We start from the raw sequence: 11,640 nt of genomic DNA on the forward strand, positions 1-11,640 counted from the left end.
CCGCGCGGCCCCGGGCCGTTTCCGATCACCATTGACGCAGGTACGACAGCCTTATAACTTCACTATACGGATTGTTGATTCCGGGAAGCGGAAACGACGAGAGCGTGGAGGGTGCGGAAATGGGTCAGCAGGAGAAGGTGGCGACGAGCCTCGCCGGTGCGGTCAGCGACGGGATCAGCGCCTCCCTCACGGCGGTGGACGCCGAACTCGCCCGCCGCTACCCGGGCGATCCCGGAACGCGCCAGCCCGTACACACGGTCTACGTACCCGGCGACACCTTCACCGCGGACACCATCCGCTCCTGGGGCGACCGGGCGCTGGAGGCGCTCGACGAGCACGCCCCCGACGCCGCCTCGTTCGCCGCGGTGCTCGGCATCCCGGAGGAGCTCGCCGGGCCGGTCCACGACCGCGTACGCGCCAAGCTGATCCGCGAGCCCGTCGAGGACCTGCGCATCGACTTCGAGGACGGCTACGGCCCCCGGTCCGACGCCGAGGAGGACGAGGCGGCGGCCCGCGCGGCCCGGCTGATCTCCGAGGCGTACGCGAAGGACACGGCGGCGCCGTACATGGGCATCCGGATGAAGTGCATGGAAGCCGGTGTACGCGACCGGGGCATCCGCACCACGGACGCCTTCCTCACGGGCCTGATGGAGGCGGGCGGCCTCCCCGAAGGGCTCGTGCTCACGCTGCCGAAGGTGACGTACCCCGAACAGGTCACCGCCTTCGTCCAGCTCCTCGAAGCCTTCGAGGAGGCACACGCCCTGCCCTCCGGGCGGCTCGGCTTCGAAATCCAGATCGAGACCAGCCAGTCGATTCTCGCCGCCGACGGCACCGCCGCCGTCGCCCGCATGATCGACGCCGCGCAGGGCCGGGCGACGGGCCTGCACTACGGCACGTTCGACTACAGCGCCTGCGTCGGGGTCAGCGCGGCCTACCAGGCGAGCGACCATCCCGCCGCCGACCACGCGAAGGCCGTGATGCAGGTGGCCGCCGCGGGCACCGGAGTGCGTGTCTCCGACGGCTCCACCAACGTCCTGCCCGTGGGCCCCACCCCTCAGGTCCACGAGGCCTGGCGGCTCCACTACGGGCTCACCCGGCGCGCCCTGGCCCGCGCCTACTACCAGGGCTGGGACATGCACCCGGGGCACCTCCCGACCCGCTACGCGGCCGTGTACACCTTCTACCGCGAGGGCCTGGAGCAGGCCGCGGCCCGGCTCGCCGCCTACGTGGCGAAGGCGGGCGGCGACGTGATGGACGAACCCGCCACCGCCAAGGCCCTCAGCGGTTACCTGCTCAGGGGCATCGACTGCGGCGCCCTGGACACCGCGGAGGTGGCCCGGCTGACCGGACTGACCCGCGCGGACCTGGACGCCTTCGCCTCCCCGAGGCGTGGCGGACTGACAGTGACCACGCCGTAGTCCGCCCGCGCGCCCGGCGCCCGGCGCGGAGGCTTTCGGGTGACCTGCGATACGGCGGCCACGGTCGGCACGCGGGCTTCCCGCGCTGCCAAGGCCGCACGTACCGGACCGCGTCCGCCTTCCGGCCGCAGGTCACCCGAAAACCCGCTCAGGCCGGGCGCAGCTCGCCCGAACCGCGCGGGATCAGCCTTGTCGGGAGCTCGACGCGTGCCGGACTGTGGTCGGCGCCGTCGAGCCTTCGGAAGAGGTGCTCGGCCGCGGTGCGCCCGACGGCTGCCGCGTCCTGGGAGATGACGGTGATGCCGAGCAGGTCCGCGAGCTCGATGTCGTCGAACCCGACCAGGGCGACCGGTCGTTCCCGGCCGGCCAGTACACGTACCGCTGTCACCGTCACGCGGTTGTTGCCCGCGAAGAGCGCGGTGACGGGTTCGGGGCCGGAGAGCATGGTCTCGGCGGCCGGCCGGACCCGTTCGGGCTCCGTGGAACCGAGCGAGACCCAGGAGTCCTCGACCGTTATCCCGGCGTCGGTCATGGCGGCGTGGTAGCCGCGCAGGCGCTCGGTGGCCGTGTGGATCCTCGGCTGGTCACCGATGAACCCGATGCGGCGGTGGCCGTGCGCGATCAGATGGGCGACACCCTCACGGGCGCCCCCGAAACTGTCCGAGAGCACCATGTCGGCCTCGATCCGGCCCGCCGGACGGTCCACGAAGACCGTCGCTATGCCCGCCTTGATCTCCGGCTCCAGATAGCGGTGGTCGTCCCCGGCCGGAATCACGATGAGTCCGTCGACCCGTCGCGCGCACAGCGCGAGTACGAGCTCCTCCTCACGCTCCGGGTCCTCGGCGCTGGAGCCGTTGATGAGCAGGGCGCCGTGTGCCCGGGCCACCTCTTCCACGGCACGGCTCAGCGGGCCGTAGAACGGGTCGGCCAGGTCCTCCAGAACCAGGCCGATCGACGCGGTACGGCCCTTGCGCAGCACCCGCGCACTGTCGTTGCGGCGGAAGCCCAGCGCGTCGATGGCCTCCTGGACCCGGCGCTCGGTGTCGGGTGTGACGCCCGGCTCGCTGTTGACCACGCGCGAGACCGTCTTGAGGCCTACTCCGGCACGGGCCGCCACGTCCTTCATGGTCGGCCGGTTGCCGTAGCGGGGCTCGGAGTGACGGGTGGTCTCGGCCACGATGCGCTGTCCTGTCGTCGGGTACGGGCTGTCCGGAAGCGCCGCGGCGGGTGCCGCGGAGGAGACCGGAGGCTGTGGCGTCGAGCATAGGCCCTGGACAACGTTGTCAGAGGAATGGAGACTATGCAGACTATTTACTGAAGTCGCAGGTCCCACCACCTCACCCACGGAGCCCTCACCGATGTATACCGACCTCGTCGCCGCGCTGGACATCGGCGGCACCAAGATCGCCGGGGCGTTGGTGGACGGCGACGGCACGCTCCGCGTCCGGGTGCAGCGCCCGACGCCCGCCCGCGAGGACAGCGAGACGGTGATGGCGGCGGTGGCCGAGGTGCTGGCCGAGCTGTCCGCGTCGCCCCTGTGGGGCCGGGTCACCGCCCTGGGCATCGGCAGCGCCGGTCCGGTCGACGCCGCGGCCGGCACGGTCAGCCCCGTGAACGTACCCGCATGGCGGGACTTCCCGCTGGTGGAGCGAGTGAGGGCGGCGACCGGCGGTCTCCCCGTCGAGCTGGTCTGCGACGGCGTCGCGATCGCCGCGGCCGAGCACTGGATGGGCGCGGCCCGCGGCCACGACAACGCGCTGTGCATGGTCGTGTCGACCGGCGTCGGCGGCGGGCTCGTCCTCGGCGGCGCCCTCCACCCCGGCCCGAGCGGCAACGCGGGCCACATCGGGCACATCAGCGTCGACCTCGACGGCGACCCGTGCCCGTGCGGGGCGCGCGGCTGCGTCGAGCGCATCGCGAGCGGCCCCAACATCGCCCGCCGCGCGCTGGAGAGCGGCTGGCTGCCCGGCCCCGACGGTGACGCGACCGCGGCGGCGGTCGCGGCTGCGGCCAGGGCGGGGGACCCGGTCGCGGTGGCGTCGTTCGAGCGGGCCGCACAGGCGCTGGCCGCGGGCATCGCCGCGACGGCCACCCTGGTCGAGATCGACATCGCGGTGATCGGCGGCGGCGTGGCCGGTGCCGGCGAGGTGCTGTTCGCCCCCCTGCGCAGCGCCCTGCGGCGGTACGCGACGCTGTCGTTCGTCCAGAAGCTGACCGTGGCGCCGGCGGTCATGGGCAACGACGCGGGGCTGGTGGGCGCGGCGGCTGCGGCCTTCGCCGCGCGCGTGGCCGCGGACGGAGCGGTCTCCGTCTGACGCGGCCCCGGGTGGCGGCGCAGGCCGCAGCCACCCGGGACCCCGGATTCCCCCGGCGGCCTCAGCAGGTGATGCGGAGGTCCGCCCAGTCCCCGTGGTCGGAGTCGACGCCGTCGCCCCCGTCGGTGACCACCAGACGTACGACCTGGGCACCGCTGACGTCCGCCGAGACGGGCTGCGCCGCCATGGCGTTGGTCAGGACCCCGGTCGATGCCGTCTTCGTGCCGTCGGCCCAGATCTCGAAGGCCACGCTTCCCTTGGCGCCCTTCTCGTCGTCGACCCCGACGCGTGCCGTCACCGTTGCGCACGCGCCGCCCGTGTAGTACTCGACGGCACTGGCCGCATGCACCCCCAGCCCCTTGGCGTACACCTCGCCGCCGATGGTCAGCGGATGCCCGTCACCCGCCGCGCTCTCGCCGTTGCTGGTGTCCTTCTCCACCGGTCCGTAGCCGTTCGACGCGGTGAGCTGCGGCAGATCGCTCAGGTAGCCGTCGCCTGCCGGTGGCGCCACCACCACATGGGCCTGGAACGGCACGGCGGACCGCACCCGCTGCCCGGTGGGCGAGCGGTACTGCGCGGTGAGCGTCAGGTCGTAGGTGCCGGTGGCGGTGCCCGGCGGAGCCGTCACCCGCCAGTGGGTGGCCAGCGCCCTTCCCGTCGGCAGGGCCGGTGCGGTGGTCGCGGAGTCGGCCGCGATCCGCCAGCCGGACGGGCCGGTGAGCGCCGCCGACGCCTGCACGGCGGGGGTCCGGCCCAGATCGGTGACGGTCGTCGTCAGCTGTGCCGTGCGACCCGCCTCCACCAGCGGGCTTCCGTCCAGGGCCAGTTCCACCGCGGGCGGATACGCCGCCCAGTGGCGGTCGGCGGCCACGCGCAGCATCACCGTGCCGTGGGCCGGGACCGTCGCGGAGAGGCCGCCCGCGGTGTTGCGCGTGGTGTGCGCCCACAGATCGCGCACGGTGTACGCGTCCGCCCCCGGAAGCCCCGCCGCCGCGGCCGTCGTCGAGATCCGCTGCGCGCTCCCGGTCTCGTTGAACAGCGCCACCGCCCGGCTGCCGTCCCGCATCTCCTTGGCGACGACCCAGCGGCCGCCCTCGGAGGAGAGCACGGTGCCCTGCTTGCCCAGCGGGTCCTGGTCGACGGCGATGACCTCCTGGTTGGAGAGGATCCGGTACGTCTCGGGCGTCGCCGTGCGCAGGTCGGAACCGATGAGCAGCGGCGCGGCCATCACCGACCACATCGAGAAGTGGGTGCGGTACTCCGTGTCCGTCATCCCGCCGTTGCCGACCTCCAGCATGTCGGGGTCGTTCCAGTGGCCGGGACCCGCGGCGGCGGCGAGCGGCAGGTTCTGCTTCATGATCGACAGCATGCTGCTCCAGCTGTCGTTGATGTCGCCCGTGGTGCGCCACAGGTTGCCGAGTCCGGCGGCCCATTCCCAGGGCTTGTTCTGGCCCCATTCGCAAATGCTGTAGACGATCGGGCGACCGGTGGCGGCCAGCGCGTCCCGCATCGTCGTATAGCGCTCTTTCGCGTCCACGCCCTGGTTGTTGCAGTTGTCGTACTTGAGGTAGTCGACGCCCCAGTCCGCGAACTGCCGCGCGTCGCTGTACTCGTGACCCAGCGCGCCCGGAAGGCCGACGCTGTCGCAGGTCTTGGTGCCCGCGCTGGTGTAGATGCCGAGCTTGAGACCCTTCGAGTGCACGTAGTCCGCAACGGCCGCGATGCCGTTCGGGAATCGCACCGGATCCGCTTCCAGCTTGCCGTCCGCATTACGCTGCGGCTTCGCCCAGCAGTCGTCCAGGTTGACGAACTCGTAGCCCGCCTCCCTGAGCCCCTTCTCGACGAAGATGTCGGCGATCCCTTTGACCATCTCCTCGTTGAACTCGGCCCGGCAATGGGTGGAGTTCCAATTGTTGAACCCCATGGGTGGAGTGAGTGCGAGGTCGTTGCCGGCGCGTGCGCCGGCCGTCGGCGCCTGGGCGGATTCCGGGGACTGTGCGGCGGCGGGAACGGTGACTCCCGCCGCACACAGGAGGCCCGCGGTCAGCGCTCCGATGACTCTGCGGCGGCTTGTGCGGGTTGTACGGCTTGGAAGATGACGCATCGTTACGTTCCTCCGTACTCGTGCCGAATCGAGTGGCGGCATGTGCACGCCAAGACGAGCGATTACGTTAGAGCGTGTTGGAGTCTGTTGGAAGAGGGGTGGTGCCGGTTGTTCGGTATCTCGTCAAAACCCTTGACGCCGCTGCTCGTTGGGGGTGAGATCCAAGCGCACGTTCGGTTGTGTTGGGTTGCCTTCCGGAGGAGGGGGTCATGGCGCACTCGTACGACAGGTCAGATCTGCCCGGCAGTGTCACGGGGCATCGGATGTCCCGGCGAACTCTGCTGCGTGGCGCGGCAGTCGGTGCCGGCGCGGTCGCGCTTCCCGCACTGCTCACCGCGTGCGGAGGTGGGCCCGGCGGTGACGGCAAGACCATCACCCTGGGCTCGAATGCGTCCGACCCCATTCCGAAGAAGGCCTTCTCTGACGCCTTCAAGGCCTATGCCGGCCAGTCGGACGGCCGAAAGGTGAACGTCAACACCGTTGACCACAACACCTTTCAGGAGAACATCAACCGCTATCTGCAGGGAAAGCCCGACGACGTCTTCATGTGGTTCGCCGGATACCGCATGCAGTTCTTCGCCAAGAAGGGGCTGCTGTACGACATCAGCGACAACTGGGAGGGGTACGAGGGATTCTCGGACGCTCTGAAAGCCCAGTCCACCGGTGAGGACGGCAAGCAGTACCTCACCCCGTACTACTACTATCCGTGGGCCGTCTTCCACCGGAAGAGCCTCTTCGCCGAACGGGGCTACCAGGCGCCCAGGACGCTGGACGAGTACGTGGCCCTTGCCAAGCAGATGAAGAAGGACAAGCTCGACCCCATCGCGTTCTGCGACAAGGACGGCTGGCCCGCGATGGGCACCTTCGACTACATCAACATGCGGACCAACGGATACGAATTCCACAAGAGTCTGATGGCCGGCGAGGAAGCCTGGACGGCCAAGCGCGTCAGGGAGGTCTTCGACACCTGGCGGCGCCTGCTCCCGTACTGCCAGCAGGGCGCCAACGGCCGCACCTGGCAGGAGGCGGCCACCAGCCTCCAGAAGCGGGACGCGGGCATGGCGGTCTTCGGACTGCCGCACCCCGGCGCCCAGTTCCCCAAGGCGGAACAGGACGACCTCGACTTCTTCCCCTTTCCCGTCATCAACCCGGAGCACGGCCAGGACGCCGTCGAGGCGCCGATCGACGGGTTCCTGCTGGCGAAGAAGTCGAAGAGCCTCAAGAACGAGAAGAGCCTGGAGAGCGCCAAGGACCTGCTGAAGTGGCTCGCCACCGGCAAGGCCGAGGACATCTACCTCAAGAGCGACCCGAACAACGTCGCGGTCAACGACCGGGCGGACACCTCCCAGTACTCCGCCATCCAGAAGAAGGCAGTCGAGCTGGTGTCGGGGGCGAAGCAGATCTCCCAGTTCCTGGACCGTGACACCCGTCCGGACTTCGCGTCCACGGTCATGATCCAGGCGATCCAGAAGTTCATCAGCAGCCCGAACGACGTGGACGGCCTGGTCAACGACATCGAACGGCAGAAGAAGACCATCTTCGCCTCGGACTGAACCGGGAGTACCGACCGTGTCGTTCATCTCGGGGCGGCGCACCGGACGACGGGGCTCGCGACGGTTCACCCGCCGCGACCTCGTCGTGCTCGGCGCCCTGCTCGGCATACCTGTCCTGCTCGACATCGCCATCGTGTGGGGGCCGACCCTCGCCTCAGTCGTCCTGTCCTTCACCAGCTGGGACGGCATCGGCGACATCGAGTGGGTCGGCACGCGCAACTACACGAACCTCTTCACGAACTACCCGCAGTTCTGGCCCGCCGCCCGCCACAACCTGCTCTGGCTCGCCTTCCTCGGCCTGGTCGCCACGCCGTTCGGGCTGCTCCTCGCCGTACTCATCGACAAGGGCGTGCGCTTCAGCCGCTTCTACCAGTCGACCCTGTACATGCCCGTCGTGCTCTCCCTCGCCGTGGTCGGCTTCATCGCACAGCTGGTCTTCTCCCGCGACCAGGGAGCGCTCAACGCGATCGTCGGCGACACCGCCTCACCGACCGACTGGCTGGGCGATCCCGACCTCAACATCTGGATGGTCCTGCTCGCGGCCGCCTGGCGCCACACCGGCTATGTGATGATCCTCTACCTCGCCGGGCTCAAGGCCGTGGACACCTCCCTCAAGGAGGCCGCCGCGATCGACGGGGCGAGCGAGACCCAGACCTTCTTCCGCATCGTCTTTCCGACGCTGCGCCCGGTCAACGTCATCGTCGGCGTCATCACCGTCATCGAGTCGCTGCGCGCCTTCGACATCGTCTACGCGGTCAACCACGGCCGCAACGGCCTGGAGCTGCTCTCGGTGCTCGTCACCGACAACATCATCGGCGAGGCCAGCCGGATCGGTTTCGGCTCCGCCATCGCCGTCGTCCTGCTGGTCGTCTCCCTGGGATTCGTCGTGACGTATCTGGTCCAGGAGATCCGAGGGGAGAAGGACCGATGACCACGCAAGCAGCCGCTGCCCGCCCGGCGCAGTCCGTCCCCGCCACGTCCCGGCTCCGCATCCGTCCCGGCCGGCTCGGCGTGCACGCCTTCCTGATGACGGTGTCGCTCGCCTTCCTCGCCCCGCTGCTGCTCGCCGTGTACGCCTCGCTCAGGCCCTACGACGAGACCTCGGAGCACGGCTACTTCTCGCTGCCCCGCCATCTCTCGCTGGACTACTACCGGCAGGCGTTCACCGACTCCGGCATGACGAAGTACTTCGTCAACACCATGATCATCGCGGTGCCCGGGGTCCTCATCACCCTGTTCCTCGCCTCGTTCGTGGCATTCGCGCTCGCCCGGCTGAGGATGCGCGGCGGGCTCGTCCTGCTGATGCTCTTCACCGCGGGGAACCTGCTTCCGCAACAGGTGATCGTCACACCGCTGTACGTCGTCTTCAACCGCATTCCGCTGCCCTACTGGATGTCCGACTCGATGACGATGTTCGACTCCTACTGGGCCGTCATCCTGGTGCAGGTCGGATTCCAGCTCGGCTTCTGCGTCTTCGTCCTCGCCAACTTCATGCGAACCCTCCCGCAGGAGATCCTCGAAGCGGCCGTCGTGGACGGGGCCGGCGTCTGGACCCAGTACTGGCGGATCACCCTGCCCCTGTGCCGTCCCGCACTCGCCGCCCTGGGGACGCTCCAGTTCACCTGGATGTACAACGACTTCCTCTGGGCGCTGGTCTTCATCTCCGACGGCGACAAACTTCCGGTCACCTCGGCGCTGAACAACCTGCGCGGCCAGTTCTTTACTGACTACAACCTGCTCGCCGCCGGCTCCGTGATCGTCGCGCTCCCGACGCTCGTGGTCTTCCTGCTGCTCCAGCGGCACTTCATCGCGGGGCTCACGCTGGGGTCCAGCAAGGGGTGACGTATGACCTGCGAAGAAGCCTTCGCTACCCAACTCCGGCGAGCGCCAACTGATCGGCATGCGGCTCGCTGGAGACGCCATCCTCGGCAGGGGAGAGGCGGTCCGGCGAGGTGCCCTCACCGGACGAGTCGCGCGCCTGGGGAGAATCTGGGGAGATCGTCTGTGCGGCGGATACCGCCGAGCCGAACCAGGCGTCCATCGCCGCCCTGCTCCGCCCGTCAGCCTCCGGCATGAAGTGCGCGTACTTGTGAGTGCGGGGCGCACGCTCCTCGGTCTCCCGCTTCGTGGTGCCCGTGCGGGGTTCCCTCCACAGCAGGGTGACTGCCTGCGGAGGGACGGCCTTCCGGTGTTCCCGGAGTACCTGGCAGCCAGGTACTCCGGGAAGGGCGTGGTGCGTACCTTGTCGCCCTTGGGCGGGCCGAATGCCAGCTTCCCTCCAACTCGCCTCACCTGGCGAGTGATCGACTTCTGGTCATCGAGTAGGCCGACGTTGCACCGTCGGTCGGGAAGGCACGCCCGTGCTCAGAGTAGTGAATGCCGACGAGGCGTGAACCGCCGATGCCTGGAGATCGGGGATCAGGGCGGCGGTGCGCTCGAGTTGGTCGTGCTGTGAGCGGAGGTCGAGCGCGGCGAGGCGGATGACGAGATGGCGGGCGCCAGCGGCGACGTAGCGGGCGAGGCCGTCGAGAACCTGCTCGGCGGAGCCGGTGACGACTGCCTGGATCTTCTCCAGTTCCTCCAGAGGCATGCCGTAGGCGGCCCGTGCGTAGTCGTCGAGCGCCCGGCGGCCGTTCTCGACGCCGTCGTCGACCCGTACGGACACGAACAGGGCCGGGGTGACGTCGTCGGCAGGGCGACCGGCCTCGGCCGCCGCCTTCCGTACGTCCAGCAGTCCGGACTCGTAGTCGGCCGGGTCGGGCGGGTAGGGGAGCCAGCCGTCGTACAGCCGGCCGGTGCGGGCCAGCGCGGCCGGGGATGCTCCGCCGAGCCAGATCGGTGGGCCGCCTTCGCGGAAGGGCAGGGTCGCGGGCGGGATGTCTTCGAACCGGAGGATCTCGCCGTGGAAGGAGGTGGCGCCGGTCCACAGGCCGCGCCAAAGCGCGACGGTCTCATCGAGTCGGGCGAAGCGGCGCTCCCACGGCACCTCGGACAGCGTATAGAAGGGCCGTCCGAAACGTCCGGGGAAACCGGCGCCGACCGCCACTGTGAGTCGGCCGCCGGACAGCAGGTCGATCGACGCCAGCGACTGCGCGACCTGGATCGGGCGGCGTAGGAATGCCAGCAGCGCACCGGTCCCCAGCGTCACGCGCTCGGTCGCGGGGGCGAGCGCGGCCAGCATCGTGAGCGCCTCGATACGCGGGCTGATCAGGGAGTCGTTGACGAAGAGCGAAGAGAAGCCCGACCGTTCGGCCCGGATGCCGAAGTCGATCAGGTCCCGGGGGTCGTCGCCCGCGCCCCACTGGGCTTTTCCGGTCGGGAGGAGTACGCCGATGTCCATGCCCCAGAGGCTCCCCTCCGGCGGTGGTGCCCACAATTCCCTCCAGGGAATGGCCAGACTTCCGCCCCGGCCGTTGCAGCAGGGCTGTGGACTTCCCGACCGCGCTCCGTGAACGCCGTACCCGCCGCCGTCTCAGCCGGCTCGACCTGGCGCGTCCAGCGTCAGCTCCCGCGTCCTCTGACCTCCACGCTCTCGTCCGAGAGATACATCAGCAGCCGAACGAATGGCCAGAGACACGACGCGGCCCCATCAACCGGTAGGGCCGCAGTCGCACAAAGGGGCGTCAACGCTTGGGGAACTTCCACCCGTTCCTGCGCAACCGCAACAGGATGAACACGGCGAACAGCACCCACACCCCGAGGAACGCCCATTTGAACCATGGCGGGCCCTGCCACCGCCCAGCGAGCACAAGCATCGACGACGCTGCCACGTGAGAAGTCATGAGCCACGCATGCCCCTGCATCGCCGTCCGAACCCTTCAACAACTGGGGCCAGGCACGAGTCAAAGGCTGGCAACCTGACGCCGGACTCCGCGGCCGGATCCCGTGCCTCCTGCCCCACCGCGCTGCCGTCGGCGCTCGCCAAATGCAGGTCCTTCGCCGGGCAGGTCCTCCAGCTTCAAGGCCCCGAAGGGGAGCGTCTGGGGAGCAGGTTCTGTCCCTGATTCGCCCGCCCCTGCGACACCTCACCAGAACACGCAGGAACTCAATGGAACAGAACAGAGTGCAGGTCGGCGAGGTGTACGGGGACAAGCTCCCGGTCACCTCGGTACTGAACAACATGCGCGGCCAGTTCTTCCCGACTGCAACCTGCGCACCGGCGGCTCGGTGATCGTCGCGCTCCCGACCCTCGTGGTCTTCCTGCTGCTCCAGCGGCACTTCATCGCGGGTCTCACGCTGGGGTCCAGCAA

At 69.4% G+C, this 11,640-nt stretch carries 8 protein-coding genes and 1 pseudogene; 6 read left to right on the plus strand and 3 right to left on the minus strand.

Features of this window, described 5'->3' with window-relative positions; translation table 11 throughout:
- Positions 1-119: 119 nt before the first annotated feature.
- On the plus strand, positions 120-1,418 hold the full coding sequence (locus JGS39_RS31515) for a DUF6986 family protein (RefSeq protein WP_219573159.1): 1,299 nt from the start codon (positions 120-122) through the stop codon (positions 1,416-1,418).
- 148 nt (positions 1,419-1,566) lie between these two features.
- Here the strand turns inward: JGS39_RS31515 and JGS39_RS31520 are convergent, their stop codons facing one another.
- Positions 1,567-2,595, minus strand: coding sequence for a LacI family DNA-binding transcriptional regulator (locus JGS39_RS31520; protein WP_219573160.1), 1,029 nt, complete (start codon positions 2,593-2,595; stop codon positions 1,567-1,569).
- A 181-nt stretch (positions 2,596-2,776) separates the two neighbouring features.
- Here JGS39_RS31520 and JGS39_RS31525 point away from each other — a divergent pair, with 181 nt between their 5' ends.
- Entirely contained in the window at positions 2,777-3,733 is a 957-nt protein-coding gene (locus tag JGS39_RS31525; protein WP_219573161.1) for an ROK family protein, read from the plus strand.
- 61 nt (positions 3,734-3,794) lie between these two features.
- Here the strand turns inward: JGS39_RS31525 and JGS39_RS31530 are convergent, their stop codons facing one another.
- Positions 3,795-5,837, minus strand: a complete 2,043-nt coding sequence (locus JGS39_RS31530) for an NPCBM/NEW2 domain-containing protein (RefSeq protein ID WP_219573162.1) — start codon at positions 5,835-5,837, stop codon at positions 3,795-3,797.
- Positions 5,838-6,100: 263 nt separating this feature from the next.
- Between JGS39_RS31530 and JGS39_RS31535 the strand changes: the two genes are divergently transcribed.
- The 3 genes from JGS39_RS31535 to JGS39_RS31545 are packed head-to-tail and all read left to right on the plus strand — an operon-like array spanning position 6,101 to position 9,232.
- Positions 6,101-7,390, plus strand: coding sequence for an ABC transporter substrate-binding protein (locus JGS39_RS31535; protein WP_219573163.1), 1,290 nt, complete (start codon positions 6,101-6,103; stop codon positions 7,388-7,390).
- Positions 7,391-7,406: 16 nt separating this feature from the next.
- A complete protein-coding gene (locus JGS39_RS31540; RefSeq protein WP_219573164.1) occupies positions 7,407-8,321 on the plus strand; it encodes a carbohydrate ABC transporter permease in 915 nt (304 codons plus the stop codon).
- Positions 8,318-9,232 (plus strand): carbohydrate ABC transporter permease, encoded by a 915-nt coding sequence (locus JGS39_RS31545; protein WP_219573165.1) that lies wholly within the window; start codon positions 8,318-8,320, stop codon positions 9,230-9,232. The genes JGS39_RS31540 and JGS39_RS31545 overlap by 4 nt, the downstream gene beginning before the upstream one ends.
- A 472-nt stretch (positions 9,233-9,704) precedes the next feature.
- On the opposite strand, the gene JGS39_RS31550 is transcribed toward JGS39_RS31545, so the two are convergent.
- Complete coding sequence (locus tag JGS39_RS31550) at positions 9,705-10,730, minus strand: LLM class flavin-dependent oxidoreductase (protein ID WP_219573166.1); 1,026 nt, start codon at positions 10,728-10,730, stop codon at positions 9,705-9,707.
- A gap of 744 nt (positions 10,731-11,474) precedes the next feature.
- Between JGS39_RS31550 and JGS39_RS31555 the strand changes: the two are divergent.
- A pseudogene (locus JGS39_RS31555) lies at positions 11,475-11,640 on the plus strand (carbohydrate ABC transporter permease); the annotation flags it as partial.

This window comes from Streptomyces poriferorum, assembly GCF_019399235.1.
In the GTDB taxonomy this organism is placed as follows: Bacteria; Actinomycetota; Actinomycetes; order Streptomycetales; family Streptomycetaceae; genus Streptomyces; species Streptomyces poriferorum.

Coding starts and splice junctions, on each gene's coding strand:
- JGS39_RS31515 (WP_219573159.1), top strand. CDS start 120: ATGGGTCAGCAGGAGAAGGTGGCGACGAGCCTCGCCGGTGCGGTCAGC.
- JGS39_RS31525 (WP_219573161.1), top strand. CDS start 2,777: ATGTATACCGACCTCGTCGCCGCGCTGGACATCGGCGGCACCAAGATC.
- JGS39_RS31530 (WP_219573162.1), bottom strand. CDS start 5,837: ATGCGTCATCTTCCAAGCCGTACAACCCGCACAAGCCGCCGCAGAGTC.
- JGS39_RS31535 (WP_219573163.1), top strand. CDS start 6,101: ATGTCCCGGCGAACTCTGCTGCGTGGCGCGGCAGTCGGTGCCGGCGCG.
- JGS39_RS31545 (WP_219573165.1), top strand. CDS start 8,318: ATGACCACGCAAGCAGCCGCTGCCCGCCCGGCGCAGTCCGTCCCCGCC.
- JGS39_RS31550 (WP_219573166.1), bottom strand. CDS start 10,730: ATGGACATCGGCGTACTCCTCCCGACCGGAAAAGCCCAGTGGGGCGCG.